At 62.8% G+C, this 20,259-nt stretch carries 21 protein-coding genes, 1 tRNA gene and 2 pseudogenes; 17 read left to right on the top strand and 7 right to left on the bottom strand.

All coding sequences use genetic code 11. From position 1 onward, the window contains the following. The first annotated feature begins 51 nt into the window (after positions 1-51). The 5 genes from F3T56_RS38370 to F3T56_RS38355 all read left to right on the top strand — a co-directional run bounded on the left by F3T56_RS38370 (position 52) and on the right by F3T56_RS38355 (position 4,246). Positions 52-1,047 carry a replication-relaxation family protein gene (locus F3T56_RS38370; RefSeq protein ID WP_149830096.1) on the top strand — a complete coding sequence of 332 codons (996 nt, stop codon included), beginning with the start codon at positions 52-54 and terminating at the stop codon, positions 1,045-1,047. Further along, the gene (locus tag F3T56_RS38365; RefSeq protein ID WP_149830095.1) at positions 1,044-2,546 is read left to right on the top strand and encodes a type IV secretory system conjugative DNA transfer family protein; all 1,503 of its coding nucleotides are present in this window, start codon (positions 1,044-1,046) and stop codon (positions 2,544-2,546) included. Before F3T56_RS38370 ends, F3T56_RS38365 begins: the two co-directional genes overlap by 4 nt. A gap of 35 nt (positions 2,547-2,581) precedes the next feature. After that, on the top strand, positions 2,582-2,815 hold the full coding sequence (locus F3T56_RS50345) for a DUF433 domain-containing protein (RefSeq protein WP_172639335.1): 234 nt from the start codon (positions 2,582-2,584) through the stop codon (positions 2,813-2,815). Beyond that, the gene (locus F3T56_RS50340) at positions 2,808-3,158 is read left to right on the top strand and encodes a DUF5615 family PIN-like protein (protein WP_172639334.1); all 351 of its coding nucleotides are present in this window, start codon (positions 2,808-2,810) and stop codon (positions 3,156-3,158) included. Before F3T56_RS50345 ends, F3T56_RS50340 begins: the two co-directional genes overlap by 8 nt. Before the next feature lie 134 nt (positions 3,159-3,292). Then, positions 3,293-4,246 (top strand): hypothetical protein, encoded by a 954-nt coding sequence (locus tag F3T56_RS38355; protein WP_149830093.1) that lies wholly within the window; start codon positions 3,293-3,295, stop codon positions 4,244-4,246. Positions 4,247-4,595: 349 nt separating this feature from the next. On the opposite strand, the gene F3T56_RS38350 is transcribed toward F3T56_RS38355, so the two are convergent. From F3T56_RS38350 to F3T56_RS38340, 3 genes are all read right to left on the bottom strand, one after another. Next, positions 4,596-5,501 (bottom strand): GAF domain-containing protein, encoded by a 906-nt coding sequence (locus F3T56_RS38350; protein WP_149830092.1) that lies wholly within the window; start codon positions 5,499-5,501, stop codon positions 4,596-4,598. A 799-nt stretch (positions 5,502-6,300) separates the two neighbouring features. After that, positions 6,301-6,516, bottom strand: coding sequence for a hypothetical protein (locus F3T56_RS38345; protein WP_149830091.1), 216 nt, complete (start codon positions 6,514-6,516; stop codon positions 6,301-6,303). After that, the gene (locus F3T56_RS38340; RefSeq protein WP_149830090.1) at positions 6,513-6,728 is read right to left on the bottom strand and encodes a hypothetical protein; all 216 of its coding nucleotides are present in this window, start codon (positions 6,726-6,728) and stop codon (positions 6,513-6,515) included. The genes F3T56_RS38345 and F3T56_RS38340 overlap by 4 nt, the downstream gene beginning before the upstream one ends. Before the next feature lie 172 nt (positions 6,729-6,900). Here F3T56_RS38340 and F3T56_RS38335 point away from each other — a divergent pair, with 172 nt between their 5' ends. From F3T56_RS38335 to F3T56_RS38315, 5 genes are all read left to right on the top strand, one after another. Then, positions 6,901-7,653: a DUF6879 family protein gene (locus tag F3T56_RS38335; protein ID WP_149830089.1), complete on the top strand. Its 753-nt coding sequence runs from the start codon at positions 6,901-6,903 to the stop codon at positions 7,651-7,653. A gap of 20 nt (positions 7,654-7,673) precedes the next feature. Further along, the gene (locus F3T56_RS38330; RefSeq protein WP_149830088.1) at positions 7,674-8,534 is read left to right on the top strand and encodes a helix-turn-helix domain-containing protein; all 861 of its coding nucleotides are present in this window, start codon (positions 7,674-7,676) and stop codon (positions 8,532-8,534) included. Positions 8,535-8,701: 167 nt separating this feature from the next. Next, entirely contained in the window at positions 8,702-9,454 is a 753-nt protein-coding gene (locus tag F3T56_RS38325) for a ParA family protein (RefSeq protein ID WP_149830087.1), read from the top strand. Positions 9,455-11,355: 1,901 nt separating this feature from the next. Further along, the gene (locus tag F3T56_RS38320) at positions 11,356-11,553 is read left to right on the top strand and encodes a helix-turn-helix domain-containing protein (protein WP_246204289.1); all 198 of its coding nucleotides are present in this window, start codon (positions 11,356-11,358) and stop codon (positions 11,551-11,553) included. A 202-nt stretch (positions 11,554-11,755) separates the two neighbouring features. Continuing rightward, positions 11,756-12,955 (top strand): tyrosine-type recombinase/integrase, encoded by a 1,200-nt coding sequence (locus tag F3T56_RS38315; RefSeq protein ID WP_149830085.1) that lies wholly within the window; start codon positions 11,756-11,758, stop codon positions 12,953-12,955. A gap of 117 nt (positions 12,956-13,072) precedes the next feature. On the opposite strand, the gene F3T56_RS38310 is transcribed toward F3T56_RS38315, so the two are convergent. Then, positions 13,073-13,146, bottom strand: a tRNA-Pro gene (locus F3T56_RS38310). 100 nt (positions 13,147-13,246) lie between these two features. Here F3T56_RS38310 and F3T56_RS38305 point away from each other — a divergent pair. Further along, entirely contained in the window at positions 13,247-13,774 is a 528-nt protein-coding gene (locus F3T56_RS38305) for a DUF309 domain-containing protein (RefSeq protein WP_149830084.1), read from the top strand. 71 nt (positions 13,775-13,845) lie between these two features. Further along, on the top strand, positions 13,846-14,616 hold the full coding sequence (gene cobF / locus F3T56_RS38300) for a precorrin-6A synthase (deacetylating) (RefSeq protein ID WP_172639333.1): 771 nt from the start codon (positions 13,846-13,848) through the stop codon (positions 14,614-14,616). A 21-nt stretch (positions 14,617-14,637) separates the two neighbouring features. On the opposite strand, the gene F3T56_RS38295 is transcribed toward cobF, so the two are convergent. Then, complete coding sequence (locus F3T56_RS38295) at positions 14,638-15,384, bottom strand: cobalt-precorrin-6A reductase (RefSeq protein WP_149830083.1); 747 nt, start codon at positions 15,382-15,384, stop codon at positions 14,638-14,640. 128 nt (positions 15,385-15,512) lie between these two features. Here F3T56_RS38295 and F3T56_RS38290 point away from each other — a divergent pair, with 128 nt between their 5' ends. Further along, complete coding sequence (locus F3T56_RS38290) at positions 15,513-16,316, top strand: TIGR01458 family HAD-type hydrolase (RefSeq protein WP_149830082.1); 804 nt, start codon at positions 15,513-15,515, stop codon at positions 16,314-16,316. Here the strand turns inward: F3T56_RS38290 and F3T56_RS38285 are convergent. After that, positions 16,302-17,075 carry a sulfite exporter TauE/SafE family protein gene (locus F3T56_RS38285; RefSeq protein WP_149830081.1) on the bottom strand — a complete coding sequence of 258 codons (774 nt, stop codon included), beginning with the start codon at positions 17,073-17,075 and terminating at the stop codon, positions 16,302-16,304. The two genes, F3T56_RS38290 and F3T56_RS38285, sit on opposite strands and share 15 nt — an antisense overlap. A gap of 183 nt (positions 17,076-17,258) precedes the next feature. Between F3T56_RS38285 and F3T56_RS38280 the strand changes: the two genes are divergently transcribed. The 4 genes and pseudogenes from F3T56_RS38280 (at position 17,259) to F3T56_RS38265 (ending at position 19,762) form a co-directional block, all read left to right on the top strand. After that, positions 17,259-18,068 carry an alpha/beta hydrolase gene (locus F3T56_RS38280; protein WP_149830106.1) on the top strand — a complete coding sequence of 270 codons (810 nt, stop codon included), beginning with the start codon at positions 17,259-17,261 and terminating at the stop codon, positions 18,066-18,068. 74 nt (positions 18,069-18,142) lie between these two features. After that, positions 18,143-18,391: pseudogene (locus F3T56_RS38275) on the top strand (WhiB family transcriptional regulator); the annotation flags it as partial. Positions 18,392-18,515: 124 nt separating this feature from the next. Next, positions 18,516-18,998, top strand: coding sequence for a Dps family protein (locus tag F3T56_RS38270; RefSeq protein WP_149830079.1), 483 nt, complete (start codon positions 18,516-18,518; stop codon positions 18,996-18,998). A gap of 69 nt (positions 18,999-19,067) precedes the next feature. Beyond that, a pseudogene (locus F3T56_RS38265) lies at positions 19,068-19,762 on the top strand (alpha/beta fold hydrolase). A gap of 13 nt (positions 19,763-19,775) precedes the next feature. Here F3T56_RS38265 and F3T56_RS38260 read toward each other — a convergent pair. After that, on the bottom strand, positions 19,776-20,258 hold the full coding sequence (locus tag F3T56_RS38260; RefSeq protein WP_149830078.1) for a potassium channel family protein: 483 nt from the start codon (positions 20,256-20,258) through the stop codon (positions 19,776-19,778). Position 20,259 lies beyond the last annotated feature (1 nt).

The following is a 20,259-nucleotide window of genomic DNA, read 5'->3' as shown; positions in this document are numbered from 1 at the left end:
GTCTTACGGCCAGGACCAGGAGTTCTCACGCACGTTTGGCAAAGTGATTCAATGGAGAAACATCCGCAGCTCTACCCCCAACCGAGACCAAGACCCGATCCCGTACGGATCACCGCGGTCGACGACTCGATTCTTCGGGCAGTCAATCAGTTCCACTACATGACGGCATCCCAAGTGAGCCGTCTCCTCTACCCCGAGGCCCGTGACGAGAACCGATATGCACAGCGTCGCCTCCGTCGGCTTGCAGAGGCCGGTTACCTCATGCGCTTGCGCGAGCTTCCAGCTCCCCGGGTGGGCTCAGCCCCGCATGTCTTCACCTTGGCCGACAAGGGCCGCCAGTATCTCTCAGGCCGCGGTGTCGGCCTCTCCAATGCCTACTTCCGCCCCTCCGAGGAGCGCCGGAAGGCACAAGACAACCCCTTCATGGAACACACCCTTGCAGCTGTGGATGTCCTGGTCGCAGCGGAGAGTCTTTGCCGCAAGTTTCGTGTGGCCATGCTCCGCATGCTGGCTGAGCGCCAGCTGAAGCGAACCAACATCCGGGTTACCCCGGCCGGCCAGCCGGACGCTCGTCCAGTGGCAGTCATCCCCGATGCATGGTTTGAGCTTCAAGTGCTCGACGAGCCCCCTGTCGCGATTGCTTTGGAGCTGGACCGCAGTACGGAGCACCAGAAGCACTGGCGCCGCAAGGTTGCTGCTCTAGCGGCATGGGCTGAAGGGCCTTATCGGCAAGCCTTTGGCTCGGACAACCTCACCGTGGCTGTTGTGACACCGAGCACCCAGCGACGTGTCCAGTTGTCCGATTGGACGATCAGAGAGCTGGATGAGATCCATAAAACGAGTCTCTCCCAGATTTTTCTCTTCACCGAGGCCTCACCGGTGACCATCCCCCCTGAGGTCTTCTTCTTCGAGCTGTTGTGGTACACGCCGGAAGAGAGGAAGCCAATGAGTCTCCTCGATATGACTGAAACGCCACTTGAGGACGACAGTGATTTGGTCGTGGCTCTAGTTCAATACAAGATGGGGGGTGAGCGCAGGATCGAATGAAGTTCTTTGCTGCCCAACAGTCACGCATTCCGCTTGGCACTTATTGGAACTGGTTTTTCCCACGGACTTTATACTTACCGATTGAGGCCGCCCGGACTCATATGCATGTCCTGGGCAAGACCGGTTCGGGCAAGAGCTACTTCCTCGCCTCGCTCTTTCTCTCGCTGTACCTCGCCGGACAGCCAGTCACCCTCATCGATCCACACGGCGATCTGGCCCAGCTGATGCTTGCCCATCTCGTCGCCCAGGGCCAGCTTGAAACCCCCGAGCAACGTCAGCGACTCATCTACGTGGACCTTCCGGCAGCAGCAGCCGAAGGCCGGTATCTCCCTTTCAACTTCCTCGCCCAGCCCTACGACGACCATGCCATGGCCGAGCACGTCACCGAGGCCGCCAGGCGGGCCTGGCCGGAGCTGGCTCACGGCGCCCCGACGTTTGAGAACATCCTCAAGCACTCGGTCGTGGCCCTGCGGGAGGCAGAGCTTCCCCTGACGCGTCTCTCGGATCTCCTCACTGACACAGCGTTTCGTAACGAGCTTCTTGCGACTCGTGTCCGCGATCCTCAGGTGATCCGCTTCTTCCGATTACGGATGGATCAGTGGGGCCGGGATGCCCCGGTCATGAAGGAGTCCACGCTCAACAGGGCGGATCTGCTGACCCTCTCGCCCATCCTGCGGTACGCCCTCGGGCATCAGGACAACGTCCTGGACTTCCGAGGCCTCATCGACTCGGGGACATCCCTGATCGTCAATCTGTCGGTGGCCTCGCCAGACACTCGCCGGCTCTTTGGGTGTCTGCTCACCGTGGGCATGGAGACCGCGGCCCTGAGCCGTGCCAACCTCCGAGCCAACGGACGACGGCGCCGGACACCCCATGTTCTGATGATCGACGAGTTCTCCCAGTTCATGGCACAAAGCGAGGAGAGCCTCACTCGCATGCTCTCGGAGACCCGCAAGTACAAGCTGTTCTGCGTCATGGCACACCAGAACTGGAGCCAGGCTTCAGACCGCCTCAAGGGAGCCCTTCAGAATGTCGGCATAGAGGCGATCTTTAAGGCAGGCCGACCGGATGCGGAGTTCTCAGCCAAGCTCTTTGGGACAGTGAACACCGAGGCCGTCAAACACGTCGTCACCGACCAGGCCGCCGAGAAGCGTACGCATCCCACGTACTACCCACTCCCCGAGCAATGGGAGCACACAACCCAGCAGATCCAGCAGCTCGACGTCGGCGAAGCTTTCATCCGCCTCCCAGACGACCGCTTACAGCGCGTCCACACACCGAGGCTTCCAGAGCTCCCAGCAGTCACTCACGGCCTGGACGAGATCGAGCGGTACTACCTCGATCGATACTTCAAGCCAGCCCCTCCCATCGAGGCCGCAGCAGTCCCCACCGTGCAGAACCGTTCCTTGATTGGCCGACGACCCAGGGCCCAGAATCGAAAACAGTCCCCTACCGCCGGAACCGTTTTCTCGAATCCGAGCCGGAAAAGCGGACGTTGACTTTTGAGTGTCCGATTTGTTATAAGAAATCTACTATGAAATACCTTAGCTCAACACCGGACATAATGGGTGGTGACGTTGTAATAAAAGGCACCCGCATCCCAATCGAGACGATTTTGTATCGCATTAAAGATGGGTACTCCTTGGATCGAATCCATGACATGTACGATTGGGTAGATCGAACGACGTTGGAAGGTGCTATTCAAGAGGCCTTGGACGCTGCCATTGGCGCGCTTCCGTCGTTGGTGACGAGACACAGCCATGCCTAGAGCCTTCTACAAACATAAGCTCATCTTTGATGAGCACTTACCAAATCGTCGTGAGTTCCCCCGCGTGAACAGCCACTTCGACGTGAAGCACATTGCTCACGACTTGCGGAAAGCCGGCACGCCTGACGCGCAAGTCTACGAGTTAGCCGTGCAGCTCAATCGAATCGTAGTGACTCAGAACACCAAACATTTTGCTCCACTCGCGAAGGCTAGGGGAGGCCCAGGCGTTATAGGCATCCCTCCTCATTGGCGTGAAGACCAGGTAGATTCCAAACTCGCGGCTTTACTCACGAAACACGGCCCCACATATTTCGAAGGCCAGCTTGTGAATCTTACGGATTAATCCGAGAGGGAGGTGATCAGGAGTTGCATCGCGCACTATAGCAAGGGCTGGCTTCGCTGCGATCTGATCCGATTGACGCCGGACTTCCGCCTGAGGTGCGAGTGCCCCTCACCACTTCTACACTGGCAGGAGACGTGGAGGCGCTGGAGGTAAGGCTTATGACTGGAGAGCCTCTTTCGACGTTCGCGGGTGTTCTGATCGCTGCCCTTGTGCACGAAGTGGCAACACACGGTTTCGAGTTGTTGCGTGAGCGCTTCAACAATCCCGTCTATCACCCGATCGTCGAACCCGTGCAACTACACAGCGGTCGGAATCCAACTACGCGAGCCCAGGTTGACCTATCAGTTCTGCCCGTTGGTTCTCTGCAGAGCCCGTGGCAGCCCACCCCACGGCCCTATTGGATGCTTTTGGGGATCCAGAACCGTGCTGGTAAGCGACATGACGTTCCGGCCCTCTACGGTGAGCCTATCGATCTGATCGTCGATAGCGACGAATACGACTTGGCTGCGCTCTTCTTCAACCAACCGAGAACCTTCAATGAGCTGCCTACCTTGCAAGCGATATCTAGTGATCACGCTCTGCTAATCTCCCGTAGGATTCAGCCGGTGAAGATGATTGCACGGTATCCAAGCGACCAGGAAATAGCCTGGCTTGCCAAACAAGCCCCGCCCTCTGGCCTGCGCTTTAAGCTCCCGCCCATCACTAGCCAGCGTGTCTCCTCGTTGCAGCGTCAACTTCCCGCTCTTACCGGACTTCGTACTTCGCGTCTCGATCAGATCATTCAAGAGCAAGCCCGCAAGAAGAAGCTGCTGTCTGAGCATCTGTTCCAGACGCGTCAGCCAACAAAACCGCTCCCCACGCTCCCTGAGCTGACTCGGCGCACACCGCCTCAGGCTCCCAAGAAACCACCGTCGTCGCCCGTCTATGACACGAGGTGTAAAGCGCATACACGGAGGGGTCAGCGGTGCCAGCTACTGGCGCAAAGCGCCAGAGGCGGAGTGTGTGACATGCATCTTCATATGGTCGCTGAGGGCAAGAGAGTTCTATGGCATGAGAGTGGCAGCTTGATTCAGCTGAAGAAGCGTTGAGGTTGTTGAGGGTTGTTGATATTTTCCCTTCCCTCCCTTAATTGACGGTCTCGTGCGGTCTTCCCTCTCGGGTCAAGGAACGGCCGAGGCCGGCTCGTGAAGTCCTTGACGCGCAGGGAAACCGCGGCATCATCTCGTCAAAAGGAGGGGAAGGCCTGTAGCCGGAGGCCTCACGAGAGCGCTATGTCGCACAATAGAAGTCTGGCGACGGGATTTTGAGGCTGTGGTTCTTGATAACTCGTCATGGGAGTCCTGTAGTAAAGCTAATTGTGGCTATCGTAGTTGATTTTCTCTCATTATTGACCCTGTCGCATCAGAGGCTTTTGGGTGATCTATAGTAGAGGCGCTCTTATTCGCCTCGACACCATGCAATTCCGGCAGCAAGTTCGTAGGCGGTGCTTTCCAGAAGTTCTAGATGATGGTTTGTCAAAGCTTCAGGCGTTGGGCAGTCAACCATGAGGATGCCGTAAAGAGTTTTGCCTGACTTGACTGGATGAATTACGGCCGATCGAAAACCGTAAATTCCTGGCCATTTTAGAGACTTGCTGATGTCGTTCTCTAGGAACCCTTTTCCATTCTTAATCTGGTCGTAGATATGTTTTCCTGGGTTGAGCGTTGATACGAATGGACCCGGTGCGCCACGTGCGCCTGACTTGTTGCCTCGTTCGCATACCAGGCGTCGAACTCGTCCTCCTTCGAGTGCGGGATAATGTTCAAGAAATGCAGCGCGTACTTTTCCTGCGTCTTTAACGCAGTTTTCAGCTGTATGCATCGCCTTTACTTTTAGTGTACTTTCGTGCGAGCTGCGTGTTTCTGGCTCTGCTTCACTGATGACGTGTAGGTACTCTGATAGTTCGAAGGTACTGGATAGATACTTGCGCATGAGGTTGCGAGCCCGCTTTTCAGCGGTTCTATTGAGTGTGTCGATTTCTCTTTTCAGTCTGCTCACCTCTTCGGCTTCATTCTTAGCGCGGCGTGCGGTTAGTCGTGCATTCAGTACAATCGAACCGACTCCAATAGGCAAGGCAATCCAGAGTGCCCACGTAGGCCAGCCCCAGTCTTTGAAGAAGGCGGCTAGTACCGCGATGCTATATCCAATGCCAGCAAGTGAGTAAGTCCACCAGTACTGGGTTTTAGGCCTCCAGGACGTTGGTTTAAGTTTCCAGGATGCTGGTTTCCACCATGCCATAGGAGTGAACATAGGCTGGATGGCGTGCTTGTGCTCAATTAGATACGTCCGTTCGAGTCGGCTCATCACTCAAGTAGGTGATTGACATAGTCACGTCAATTCCCTTATAAGTAACTATGCATGGAAGGCGAGAGGAGGTTAGATCCGGGCTGGCAAGCCCATTTAAGTCCGCAGGATTGGGAGCGGCACCGAGAAATGGTTGAGGATCCGTTTGGTTACGTTGATCGGTTCTTCCGTGACAGGCCAGAGCTGGCTGAGAACGTTCATCCTGATGCTTTTGCAGCCATGGTGGACTTTACCGAGTATGTGTCATCTATAGGGGCCACAGCGAAGCCCCCCTCCCACTCTGCCGCCGAGCAAGCGAAGCAGCCCTCTTTAGCCCGTAGGGCAGCCATCTTCTGCCGCAGGAGACTGGGGCGGTCCTGAGGCTTTACCCACCTACATCGCGCCGGGGCCCTACGCAGGGAGGGCTCGTCGGGCACTTGAGGGCAGGCGGTGTCTGCCCGATTCGCTGGCGAGCGTAAGCCCTCCCTGCTCCCAGCACGATGTAGGCCACCGGCCAAACCCTCAGGACCGATGAGCCTGCCGGATTCGTGGCAGGCCCTCGTCGTTGGTGCGGTTCACGCCTGTACTGATGGCGCACAGCTTGGGGCACAGCCCCATAGGTCGGCCTTAATGGTCTTGCCGTGCTCTTTGTAGGCGACAGTGCCGAGATACCTGTCACGGAAGAGTCGTCTGCCGCACAACGCGCAGTGCTGTTCGCTGAGTTGCAGGACGTTGAGTGTTGTGGGGTCAGGAAGGAGGTGTTGGGGCAGCGTTGGTTTGAGTCGTAGGTCTTTGCGTCGTGGCTTGATGTCCTGGGTCATCACAGCCGCCTTGCCCGGTTGATCTCGGTGACGCGGGCGCGTAGTGCTTCCGTCTCAGTCGCCGGCCTGACCTTGTCGGGTCTTGCATCCCACTCAACTCCCCCGCCGGGCTGGCGAAGTTGAATGTAGGGGCCCTCATGCCCCATCACGTACCCGATCTTGTCGTTTCTGGACGTGTCCACGACGAGCGTGTCAATCGGCAGCTTGGTGCTCATGGCTGTTGGTCTCCTCGCCGCAACGCGTCGGCCAAGCGCATGGCGACGTCCGCACGTACGCGCCCGAGCTCCACCAGGCCGAGGTTTGGCGATGCTTGTTCGACCCACAGCGACGGCAGCACGATGCCTACCTCATGGAGAGCCGCCCTCAGAGACTCCACCGCTGTGAACGGGTCGACGTCCTGTGTCTTCTTCGTGTTCTTCGCGACCATGAACAGGACGGTAGGAACGGGGTGTTACCAGGCGCCACGCAAGTTTCTCGAAGTTTCTTGACGCCTCGTCGAAGTTGCGCGATGTTATCCATGAAGCCCAACTCGACTTGGTACACGGTGCGTTGATCTACGTGATGCTTGATGGATCAGTCCCCGATGAAAGGAACTGGTCATGGCGCGACGACTGCGCTTCAACGGCACTGGTTCAGGCGGCGGTTCTTGCCCTGCTATCCACGAGGACCTGGACTCAGGCGAGGTCATCGTGCATGGGCCGCGGCTCACCGACCCCGAGGCCATCGCTCAACTTCAGCACCTGGATGAGGACGAGATTCCCATCGTGGTACCGCGCAACACGTTGATCGACTTTGGCCCCACGGACCGGGACACGAAGCCGCGCATCCTCGATCCCGATACGTTCGCCAGGCTCTTTGAGAACTTCCAGCACAGCGCCTGGCACCTGGAGATGCGCCGGGGCTACGCCGTCGATGAGGCCACCGGGACCTACGCTCAGTTCGTTCGGGGTGAGACGCCCACATGGGACATGGACTCACCATGGGCTCGTACCATCAGCGCCAAGACCCAAGACGGCGCGTACGTGGGACGCGTCCGGATCGTCGACAACCCGCCGACTAAGGGACAGCGCTACCTGCTCGCCCATGCCGAGCACAACGACGAGCTGGGTGAGGAAGTCCGCAACATGTGGCGTGAGGACGCCAAGCGCGTGAACCTCCCCGATGAGGACTTCTGGATCTTCGACTCCCACATCGTCGCCCTGTGCATCTTCGACGAGGCCGACATCCTCACGGGCGCCGAGCTGATCACAGAGCCAGCCCGTGTCAACCAGTACAACCGGCTGCGCGACGTCGCAATGCACTACGCCACCCCGTACAGGGACTTCGTGGCGCGGATGCCCGCGAAGGAGTAAAGACAGGTGAGTACGTACCGGTGAGCACGGACTATCAGAAGGCACGCGAGGATCTCGGGATCCGGCTCCGGGAGCTTCGACTCACGGCCCCTGGAGGCCGACTCACCGGTACCCAGCTCGCAGAGCGGCTTGGATCAGGCTGGACCAAGGTCAAGATCAGCAAGCTTGAGAACGGGAAGCAGACGGCAACAGCTGAAGACCTGCGCGCGTGGGCCATGGGCACCGGTCAGCCCGAGACATATGAGGAGCTGCTCGCCCGCCTACGGGGATTCGAGTCCCACATCCGCTCATGGCGTCGCCAGCTCGCCGGAGGCCATAGGGCCGTCCAGGACGCCGTCACACCCGAGCACGACCGAGCACGTGTCCTCACCATCTGGGAGAACTGCCTGATTCCCGGCATGGTGCAGATCCCCGAGTACGCACGCCATGTGTTCGTCCGGCATGCCGATCTCATGCGATCCCCCCGGGACACCGAGGATGCTGTACGCGCCCGGATCCAGCGGCAAGAAGGCTTGTACCGGCCAGGCAGGAAGTACCGGATCATGATGTGGGAGGGCGCTCTGCGCTCCCTGGTGTGTCCTCCGTCTGTCCTCGCAGCGCAGCTCCACCACCTGGCCGGCGTTATCGGCCTGGACACCGTCGAGCTTGGCGTCGTTCCCTTCAGCGCCTCGCTGAAGATCTTCCCGGGCAACAGCTTCTGGCTCTACGACGACCGTCTCGTGATCGTTGAGGACTGGCATGCAGAGCTGTGGATCGACGATGCCGACAGCATCGCTACCTACCTCCGCGTATGGAACACGCTGCAAGAGTCTGCGGTGTACGGCACGGATGCACAAAATCTGATCAACGCTGCGCGACGGGCGCTGAGCGGCGGACATTGATGTATTGCCCATCGTGAGGGTGATTTGTTGGGCGATACTTTTTTGCGCTTGCGTGAAACAATTCCTTATTGACAGATGTGTCCATTTTTCGTTATTCTGGATTCATCTTAAAGAAATTCCATCGAAATGAACCTGTCCCTTAGGTTTTCGGTGGGTTTAACTTATCTATGGTTATTGCAGTTGCCTCACAGAAAGGAGGAGTAGGAAAAACATCTTCCACCATTTCGCTTGCCGCCGGCATCGCCCGTAAGGGCAAACGTGTCTTGCTCATCGACATCGATTCTCAGGCCAATAGCAGCAAGGTTCTTCTGTCGAACTATCCGCAGGTTCAGAAACACGAGACTGTTGTTGCGACAATCCTTGAGCGTCGCCCCCTCCCCTGCCAGCCAACAAGCGTTCCGAACCTCGACATAGTCCCCTCTCACATCCTGCTCTCAACGACTGATGTCGAGTTGACTACAGCGATTGACCATCGCGAGGAACGGTTGAAACGTGAGTTGGACATGGTCAAGGCTAACTATGACTATGTCTTCATTGATTGCCCGCCAACCCTCTCATGGTTGACCATTAATGCGTTTACGGCCGCAGACAAGGTCATCGTTGTTGTCGCGCCTGGTTATTTTGAGCTCGACTCGATCGTTCAGATCAGTAAGACCATTACCGAAGTACGTGAGTACTTCAATCCTTTTCTTCAGCTGGCTGGTTTTTTGTTCACTATGGCTGACCCGACGGTCAATACTAAGACGTCGCTTCAACTTCTCCGCCAGACCTATACGAGCTCAGTTCTTACGACTGTCATTCCCCGTAATACAGACCTCCGTGATGCACACTTTCAGAAGCGCGATATCTTTTCTTTTAACCCGAAGTCGACGGCAGCGCTGGCTTACAACAAATTGATTGCCGAACTGTTTCATATATGAAAAAACTGAATACTGACGCCATCGCAAACGAGTTACGAGGGTCTGTTTTCTTTCCAAAGAAGCCGACACACGAGCCCTCGCCGGCTCCTTCTGTCTCTCATCATCCGACCGCCCGACCGGGCGACGAACCGACCGCTCGCACTACCGACCGCCCGACCGGGCGACGTGTGCTTATACGTCGGGGTTTTGAATGGGGGCAGGACCAACTAGACACCTTGAAGAAACTATCCCTTCGCGAACAGATGGATGGTAGTGGTGACGGCAGTATGAGTCGCATAGTTCGCGAAGCCCTTGATGATTACTTCAAGAAACGTGGTCTCTGACAAAGAACCTTTTCTTCTGTATCTACTCACCTACCGACCGGGCGACGAGGCGACCGCTCGACCGGAAGACCGGTCGGCCGGACGGCCGTCCGTACGGGACTATACAAGACTTTCTATATTTGCTTAGCTCATAAATAGCGCAGACAAGGCAGCCGCCGTCTCCCCCATTTTGGGGTTTGCGATTAAAGACGGACTAGCCTGCCGTGATCGAGTGACCGAGTAACCGAAGCAACGGGATCGATCCATAATCTAATGGATCGATCTAGGACGCTGGGTAACACCAGTTGGTCTGAGTTACCTCATCGACGTCTGCTGACGCGTAGGGCTTTTTTGAAAAGCGACGCGTCAGCGTCGATAGGAAGGCGAAGGGAAACGAGGGAGCAAAGAGAGCGGGGAATAGGGAGCCTCCAAGGGGGATCTAAGGGGGTTTCTTTGTCGTGGGATAAACGACGCCCAGGTGCAGCGGTGAGCTTTTGTTCACGGCCGAGTAATTCACTTTGTACCAGCTCATGTGTGTAGGTGAGCACAAAAGTTGATCGCAAATGGTGATCGAGTAGCTTTCGTACCCGTACCGGATGGTGGTCGGGTGTCGTACCGTCTCAGGCCGGTACAGCAACCGGTACGAGTACCGGCTTTGTTCGATGGAGTGGTGTGAACACAAGGAACTGGAAGGAATGGCCCGCTGACCAGCGGGTTTGGGGGTGGCAACGGACGGGGGAGTCAGCCCCGCCACTGGGTACAATTTTTGCTCCCGTGCGGTCGGTGGCGCGGCTGACTCCCCCGTCCTCTCCGCCTGCACACACAGGTTCCCTGTGAGCCCTTCGGGGTGTGCCAGCTCCGAGGCCACCCCCAGAGGGGGCCATAGTGGCGATCACGGCGGCATTCCTTCCAGACCTTCCTTCCGCCGCGCCGCAATAAGCCGCCTACGCGGAAAAGAGGGATCCGTTCCGGATGCAAGAGAATGGGTGGCAAGGCCACAAGGAAGCAGTATCAGGGGACTGGTTGTTCTCGGCGGCTTTCAAGGAACCTGCCGGGTGCCAAATCCCCACCACTCGTAAGCGTCCTCATCGCGCCCTTTTTGTGTGCACGTGATCCACCGCCGCGTCAAGGCTTCCCTTCGGCGGACGATTCCGTCCGGCCTTGACCCGCCGATGGCCACGTGCTGTGGAGGGCGCGCGCGATGAGGACGCTTACGAGGAGGAAGAAACATGCAGTACACGATCATTCGCATATACCAGGTACCAGGAGCAACACAGAGGGAAGCAACCGACCGATTTCTTCAGGCGCGTGAGCTTGGGGTGGAGCGCGACTTTCATGTCCGGGACTATGTGAAGGGTCCTACGGGTGGCACTGAGCGGAGGCCTGAACCTCGCTCATGGTGGGAGCTGGTGAGGCGCCAGCTGTTGGGGTGATGAAGCCTTCCTCTTTGTCCTTTTCTCCATAGCTTTTAGGTGAGTTGGAGGGATAAAATGGGGGGTAACCTCGCCGGTGAGCCTCTTTGTGCAGCCGAGCATCCCTTCAAACCGCTTCGGTCCGCCATTGCAACCCGATGGCGGCCGGTCTTGGAGGATGACCCTCATGAGACCCACCCTTGATGAGATCCGCTCGTGGGCAGCAACCATCGATGTCCATCAGGCAGCCCAGGCGTTGGGGATCTCCCGCTCGCACCTGTACGAGCTGATCAAGAGGAACCAAGCACCCTTTCGGGTCGTTTCCTTCGGCACCCGGTACCGGGTGATCACCGCCTCGCTCATCCGCTATCTGGAAGGGGAGTGAGCAAACCCTCTGTAACAGCCTGTAGAGCCGTTAGAGCCCACGGAAGACTGAAGCTTATTCTTTCCTCTAAAGGCGCGAAGCGCCCGCTTAAGAGAACTACACAGCCCCACAAGGGCCATATCTAATGGGCCTCGCCGGCCTCGGAGAGGGGAGGAGTCGTACAGACAGCAGAGAGTAGGGGGGCAATCGTAAGAAGGAAACGATGCCCGATCCGATCAAGAAACTAGTCCTGCAAGACGGCACGGTGCGGTATCGCTTCGTGACGGATGGACCAAGGAAGGCTAACGGCAAGCGTCGGCAGGTCACCAAGACCTTTGCTACCCGCAAAGAAGCCCGAGACGAGCTGGCGCGCATACGTCACCAATCCAAAACCGGCGAGTACGTCGCGCCGACCAAACTGACCGTGAATGAGCTTCTGGACATCTGGCTTCGGGCTGCGACCCGTGATGTCGAGGAAGCGACTGCCACCAACTACGACAACGCGGTGCGTCCTATCCGCAACCATCTTGGTTACAAGCGCGTGCAGCAGCTGACCGAGGAGGACGTTGAGGAGTTTGTCGATTGGCTGGTCACCAGCGGCCGCAAGCGAGGCGGCAAGCCAGGTACCGGCTTGGGTACCCGCTCGGTGCAACTGACGCTTGGCCGGTTGCGCTCCGCCTTGAATTTGGCCGTGCGCCGAGGTTGGGTGGTGCGTAATGTCGCCGAGCATGTACGGATCTCCCGCGATGCACGTCTCAAGGCACGCGAGAATGCGCCCGAGCGTCGTCCTTGGGACGAGGCCGAGGTGAAGGCCTTCATCGACGCAAGCCGTAATCACCGGCTCTTTGGCGTCATGCTTCTCACCCTTATCGCCGAGCGTCCCGCCGAAGTCTGTGGGGCGAGGTGGCGCGAAGATGTTGACCTCTCAGGGGAGGGGACTATTGCCGTTGGCAATACCCGAACCATCGTCTACGACCGTGCTCGTCCGCGCGGACTCCGAAACAAGGTCGTTGAGAAGCAGCCCAAGACCGCAAACGGCAAGCGAACCTTGCCGCTGCCCAAGCCTGTCCATACGGCGCTTGTCGCCTTCCGTGCCCGTCAAGAGCAGGAGAAGGAGCAAGCAGGCGAGGCCTACGAGGGCTCGGGGTATGTCGTGGTCGATGAGCTGGGGAGACCGTTCAAGACAGACAAGCTTCGACGCGAGGCCCAGAAGCTGATGGAGGAAGCCGGGGTGCGTCGGGTCCGCCTCTACGACGCGCGACACGCCTGTCTGTCCTGGATGGCTAACAACGGGGTTCCCGACACGGTGGTGTCGGCCTGGGCCGGACACAGCGACCTATCCTTCACCAAACGCGTGTACGTGCACCCGGACCCGCAGAGCCTCAAGGCAGGATCGGAGAAGCTGAGTGAGCTCCTCGGCTGAGCGTTGATCATCCGCGTTTGTGAGAAATTGTGAGATGAAGCCTCAGAAACGATCAAGGGCCTTGTCTCACATGATGTGATCCAAGGCCCTGACCTGTGATGACAGTTCCTTCAACTGTCGGGACGACAGGATTTGAACCTGCGACCCCTTGACCCCCAGTCAAGTGCGCTACCAAGCTGCGCCACGTCCCGTTGCGCTGTCCGCGGGTGGACCGCGTGATCGCGCAGACAGAACTTTACCGTACGTCGGGTACTGCCTCGCGGCCGGTGAGGGGCGAGGGACAATCGGGGCATGAGCTCGACATCGGACGACGCGACGGCGCAGGGGCGGGACCGGGACGCGGAAGGGCGGGCGCGGAACGCGCGGCCACGGGACGGGCTGGGGCGGCCGCTGCCGTACGGGGCGCCGGGGGTGGAGCGGCAGCCGGAGGGGGTCGTCCGGAAGCCCGAGGAGACGGTCACCGAGGCGCAGGCACTGCTGGACGCGGGGAAGCCGTTCCATGCGCACGAGGTGTTCGAGGACGCCTGGAAGTCGGGGCCGGACGAAGAGCGCGCGCTGTGGCGTGGGCTCGCCCAGCTCGCGGTGGGGCTGACCCACTCGGCGCGCGGGAACGTCAGGGGTGGCGCCCGCCTGCTGCGGCGCGGGGCCGGGGCCGTCGAGGAGTGGGCGGCCAGGAGCGGGCGCGGACGGCCGTACGGTGTCGATGTGGCGGCGGTGGGGGCCTGGGCCCGGGAGTTGGCCGACGTCGTGGAGCGGGAGGGAGCCGCGGTGGACGCGGGGGTCTGGGCGCCCCGGCTGCGTGGGGGCGCGCCCGGCTGACCGATGGCCTCCCCGGCCCTCACCCCGCAGGCGATGCGGGCATTGTCAGTGGTGTGCGGCAGACTCGGGGCGTGCGAAAGATTCATGTCATCGGTATCGGGGCGGGCGACCCGGAGCAGCTCACCCTGCAGGCGGTCAGGGCGCTGCGGAGCACGGACGTGTTCTTCATCCTGGACAAGGGCGAGGTGAAGTCGGACCTCACGCAGCTGCGCCGGGACATGCTGGACGCGCACATACCGGAGGGGTCGTACCGGCTGGTGGAGGCCCGCGACCCGGAGCGGGACCGCAAGGCGGGCGGGACCGCGTACTCGCCGGCCGTCGGGGACTGGCGCAGTGCGCGCGCGGACATCTATGAGCGGCTGATCTCCGAGGAGTTGGACGAGGAGGAGACCGGGGCGTTCCTGGTGTGGGGTGATCCCGCGTTGTACGACAGCACGATCGGGATTCTGGAGGAGGTCCTGGAGCGGGGCGCGGTGGACTTCGAGTTCGACGTCGTGCCCGGCATCAGCAGTGTCTCGGCGCTGGTCGCCCGGCACCGTACAGGGCTCAACCGGGTCGCCCGGCCGGTGCAGATCACCACGGGGCGGCGGCTCGCCGAGGGCTTCCCCGAGGGGGTCGACGACGTGGTCGTGATGCTCGACGCCCAACAGACCTTCCGGCAGTACGCCGATCAGGACATCGACATCTACTGGGGCGCCTACATAGGCACCCCGGACGAGATCCTCGCCTCCGGCCCGATCGCCGAGGCCGCACCCCGCATCGAGCTACTGCGCTCCGAGGCCCGGGAGCGCAAGGGCTGGATCATGGACACGTACTTGCTCCGCAGACATCCGGAGAGATGAGCCACCCGGCCCCGCCACGCGTCAGCGTGAGTCCAGGCCCAGCCGGGCCAGTACCCCCACCACGTCAGGCACCGCTGGCATGCCCTCGGGCAGCGGTGGACGTCGTACGACGACGACCGGCACCCCGAGTTCCCGGGCGGCGACGAGCTTCGCGGCGGTCGCCTCTCCCCCGCTGTCCTTGGTGACGAGGACGTCGACGCGGTGCTCGCGCAGCACGGCCCGCTCGCCGGCGACCGTGAACGGGCCGCGTGCGAGCAGTACGTGGGTGTGGGGGGGCAGCGGCGGTTCGGGGGCCTCCACCGACCGTACGAGGAAGTGGAGTTCGGCCTGGTGCGCGAAGGCCGGGAGGCCCAGGCGGCCGGTCGTCAGGAAGATTCGACGGCCCAGTGCCGGCAGCAGGGCTGCGGCTTCGGTGAGGGATCCCGCGTCGTGCCAGCGGTCACCGGGGGCGGGCCGCCAGCCCGGTCGGCGCAGGACGACGGCCGGGGTGCCGGTGGCCTTCGCCGCCTCGGCCGCGTTCACGGTGATGGCCGTGGCGAAGGGGTGCGTGGCGTCGACGACCGCGTCGATCTCGTGCTCGCGCAGCCAGCCCGCCAGTCCCTCCGCGCCGCCGAACCCACCGATCCGTACGGCCCCTTCGAGCGCCCCCGGCCGGGAGACCCGCCCGGCGAGGGACGTGGTCACGCGTACGTCGGGCCGGGCGTCGAGGGTCGCGGCGAGTTCGCGGGCCTCGGTGGTGCCGCCGAGGACCAGGATGTGCGGGGTCATGGCGTCGAGCGTACGGGGGCGGGCCGGGCAAGCGGGACGCCGGTACTACGCGTCCGCCATGGCTCCCGGGACGACGCATCTGCCGTGGCTCCCGGTACCGCGTGGACATACGTGGGTATCGTCCGGGTATGGCCTCGAAACGTGCCGTCCTCATCGACATCGACGGGGTGCTCACCGTCTCGTGGAAGCCGCTGCCCGGCGCGGTCGAGGCGTTGGCAGAGATCCGCGGGGCGGGTCTGGCGGTCGCCCTGGTCACCAACACGACGTCCCGCACCCGTGCGTCGATCGCCGAGACGCTGGGCGGCGCGGGCTTCCCGGTGACCGCCGAGGACATCCTGACCGCGCCCTCCGTGACCGCCGCGTACCTCGCCGAGCGCTGCCCCGGAGCGCGCTGCGCGCTGCTGAACAGCGGTGACATCCGCGAGGACCTCGCCGACGTGGACGTGATCGACGAGGTTGAGGACGCCGGCACCGTACCGGATGTCGTGGTCGTCGGCGGTGCCGGTCCCGAGTTCGGCTACGCCTCGCTCAACCGGGCGTTCGAGCACCTCCAGCGCGGTGCACGGCTGGTCGCGATGCACCGCAATCTCTACTGGCGGACGGACGACGGGCTGCAGCTGGACGCGGGTGCGTTCCTGGCGGGGCTTGAGAAGGCCGCCCGTACCGAGGCCGAGATCACCGGAAAGCCGGCGCCGGCGTTCTTCGAGGCGGCGCTGGCGCATGTCGGCGTCGGCGCGGAGGAGGCGCTGATGGTGGGGGACGACATCGAGTCCGATGTGCTGGCGGCGCAGCGGGCCGGGGTGACGGGGGTCCTCGTGCGGACCGGCAAGTATCTGCCGGAGACCCATCGGGCGGCGAGCGGCAGGCCCGATCATGTGATCGATTCCTTCGCGGACCTGCCCACCCTGCTGAGGGGCTCAGCGCAGCAGTAGCTGCAGGCCGCCCACGACCGTCGCGGCGATCACGATCTGCTCGAACAGTCGCTGGTTGATGCGGTCCACCGCCCACTTGCCGAGCAGGGCGCCCGGCAGGACGAACAGGGCGAGCGCCGCGTCCAGCAGCAGGGACGGGCCGTCGATGAGGCCGAGGCCCACGCTGAAGGGCACCTTGGAGACGTTGACGATCAGGAAGAAGAAGGCCGACGTGCCCAGGAAGCCGAGCTTACGGAAGCCGGCCGAGAGCAGGTACATGGACATCACGGGGCCGCCGGCGTTGGCGACCATGGTGGTGAAGCCGCCGAGGACGCCGTACGAGCGGGCCTTGGCGCGGCCGGCGCGGGTGGTGACCGCGTCCGGTTCGCCGTCCTTGTCGGCGGTGCGGCGGCGCCAGAGTGTGACCGCCGTCATCAGCAGCAGGATCGCGCCGATCGAGGTCCGTACGATCTGGTCGTCGGCCCACATCAGGAACAGGGTGCCGAACACGACGCCCGCGCCGACCGCCGGGAAGAGCCGCCAGAGGGTGGGCCAGTGGGCGTGCCGGCGGTAGGTCAGCACGGCGAGGACGTCCCCGACGATCAGGAGCGGCAGCAGGACGCCTGTCGAGGCGCGGGCGGGCAGGACCGCCGCGAAGATCGCGAGGCTGACCGTGTTGGCGCCGCTCACGGCGGTCTTCGAGAAGCCGACGAGCAGGGCGGCGAAGGCGAGGACCGCGAACTCGGCCGCGGACAGGTGCCAGAGAGTCATCGTGTTCATGCGGAGTCCGATGCTATGCCCACCTATCGGAGCGCGACAGGAGCGTCTCGCCTGATGGCCCCTGCCACCGACGGGGCGGGATCCCCACCCCGGTTCCGGCCCGCGGCGCTCGGCACCATGGACCGGCGCCGGGTCGCCTGGCAAGATCCCCGGGGTACCTTCACCGACCCAGTGGGAGCAGCCATGGCCGACTCGCGCGAGCACGCCTTCGCCGGTATCCGGGGCGGTGTCACCGTACGGGAGTGGCCGTGTGAGGAACCGAGGTACATCGCGCTCCTGGTCCACGGCTACGGCGAACACATCGGCCGGTACGAGCATGTGGCCGACACCCTGGTCGCCCACGGGGCGGCGGTGTTCGGCCCCGACCACATGGGGCACGGAAAGTCGGCGGGCGAGCGGGTGCTGATCGAGGACTTCGAGGACGTGGTCACCGATGTGCACACGGTGGAGGAGTTGGCCCGGACCGCGTACCCGGGGGTGCCGCTGGTGCTGATCGGCCACTCCATGGGTGGGCTGATCGCCGCGCGGTACGCCCAGCGGTACGGTGCCGGGCTCACCGCGCTCGTCCTGTCCGGCCCAGTGATCGGCATCTGGGAGCCGCTGGGGGTGCTGTTGGCACCGCCGGAGGTGCCCAACATCCCGCTCGACCCGAAGCAGCTCTCGCGCGACGCGACGGTCGGGGCCGCGTACGCGAACGATCCGCTGGTGTGGCACGGCCCGTTCAAGCGGCCGACGTTGGAGGCCTGGGACCGCATGCTGGAGACCATCTCCAAGGGCGGGGGCATCGGTTCGCTCCCTTTGTTGTGGCTGCACGGCGACGACGACCGGATCGTGCCGCTGTCCGGCAGCCGTATGGGCATCGAGGAGTTCCGCGGCGTCGACTGGACCGAGCGTGTGTATCCGGGCGCCCGGCACGAGGTGTTCAACGAGACGAACAAGGACGAAGTCCTGGCGGACGTCAAGGAGTTCGTGGACGGCGTACTGGCCCGCTGAGGCTCCGGAGGGCTCGGCTCCGCCGACCCCGGAGGCCGTGTTTTCCCCCATCCGTCCGGGGCACCCGGTCCCGCATGGAGTGGTTGCGGGAAGCGGCTTGCGTGGGAGAGGACCCCGAACTGTTCTTCCCCGTGGGCACCACAGGACCGGCGCTCGACGACATCGCCGCCGCCAAGCGCGTCTGCGCCCGCTGCCCTGTGCTGCGCGAGTGCCTCAACTGGGCGCTTCGCACCGGACAGACGGCCGGCGTGTGGGGTGGCCTGGGCGAGGACGAGCGCACCGCAATGCTCCGCAAGGACCACGAACGCCGACGACGCCCGGCACGCGGCGATCGTCCGACGCACAGCGACAGTGCGACGCACAGCGAAGGTGCGACGCGCGGCGAAGGTGCGACGCGCGGCGATCGCGCGGCATGAGGCGATGAGGGAGTAAGAGGAGTAACGCGTGATGACGACGGTGAGGAGCGCCCTGCCCGAGCCCGCCCGCAGGGTCGCCGGGGAGGCACTTCAGGAGAGCCTGGTGGACTTGCTGGGGCTCTCGCTGATCGGTAAGCAGGCCCACTGGAACATCGTGGGCCCCCGGTTCCGCTCGATCCACTTCCAGCTCGACGAGGTGGTCTCGACGGCACGGTCGTACGCCGACCAGGTCGCCGAACGCGCGGCCGCGCTCGGCATCGCCCCCGACGGCCGCCCCGAGACCGTAGCGGCACGCTTCGCCCTGCACGGCACGAAGGACGGCTGGCTGCGGGACACCGAGGTGGTACAGCTCCTGGTGGAGGCGCTGGAGACGGCCATCGGGCGGCTGCGCGGGCGTATCGACGCCACGGAGGACGCGGACAGGGTGACACAGGACCTGCTGATCTCCCTCACCTACGAGCTGGAGAAGCAGCGGTGGATGTTCGATGCGGAGAACCAGCACGTGGAGGAGTAGGCGCTTCTGCGGGCCCGTCGCGGAGAATGGTGCGCGGAGAACGTGAAACCGCCACGCGAAGGGGACCACGTGCAGCTCAACACTCGCGAATGGGGCTCCGGAGACCGGACCGCTCTGCTCGTCCACGGCATCATGTCCGACTCCCGCACCTGGCGCCGCGTCGGCCCGGCGCTCGCCGAGCGCGGCTACCGGGTCGTCGCCGTGGACCTGCGCGGCCATGGGACGTCGGAGCGCGGCGAGTACAGCCCGGAGCTGTTCGCCGAGGACCTGGTGGACACCTTCCCGGAGGGCGCCGAGCTGGCCGTCGGGCATTCCCTCGGCGGGCTGGCCCTCTCCCTCGCGGTGGCCGAACTGCGGCCCCGGCGGGCGGTATTCATCGACCCGGTCTGGGGCAACGCCGACCCCGGACGAGGCCTGGGTCCGAGCGTGTTCGTCGCCGCCAAGGACGCCACCCGCGAGGACATCGCACGGCACACCCGCGCTGGGACGAGGAGGACGTCGACGTCGAACTCGCCACACTCGCGGCGTGGGACTCGGCGTCGGCGTATTTCCTCGACGGCCGTCCGCTCTCCGGGTTTCTGCCCGCCGGGCCCGCCGGGCCGTCCCTGGTGCAGCTGGCCGACCCGAGCATCCTGACAGGACCGGAGGACGCGGCGCGCCTGCGGACCCGTGGCTTCGAGGTGCGCACGGTCAGCGGGGCCGGCCACACCATTCACCGCGACGACTTCGACGGCTTCATGACGTCACTGGACGGCTGGATCTGAGTCCGAGGGGCGGTCAGTTCCGGTCCTCCTCGCCGCGGCCGCGGCTCGCGACCATCCGCTCCAGGCGGTCGAACCGTTCGTGCAGGGCGTGGGCGGTCTCGTCCCACAACTCGTGGGCCTTGTGGGCGAGTTGTTGGCGCTTCTGTTCCCGGCTCACGAACCAGGTGGCGATGGCTGCCGTGACCATGCCGTATGTCGTGATGCCGACGACCATGACGACCGCGCCGACGACACGGCCCCAGAGGGTCACGGGGTAGAAGTCGCCGTAGCCGACGGTGGTGGCCGTTTCGATGGACCACCACAGGGCCTTCGGGTACGAGGTCAGGTTGGCGCCCTTGGCGCCGTGTTCGGCGGCGATCACCGCCCAGGAGCCGAGGAGCATCACGACGAGGAGGACGGCCGTGGCGCCGCCGGCCGCCTTCAGGTGGAGCGGGCGGCCCAGGTCGTTCCGGCCGAGCAGCAGTTCGACGGCTCTGGTGAGGAATCCGGGCAGCATG

It is taken from the genome of Streptomyces tailanensis (assembly GCF_008386495.1).
Taxonomy (GTDB): Bacteria; Actinomycetota; Actinomycetes; order Streptomycetales; family Streptomycetaceae; genus Streptomyces; species Streptomyces tailanensis.
Note: the sequence above shows the minus strand (reverse complement) of the source record. Positions and strands in the feature narration are given on the sequence as shown.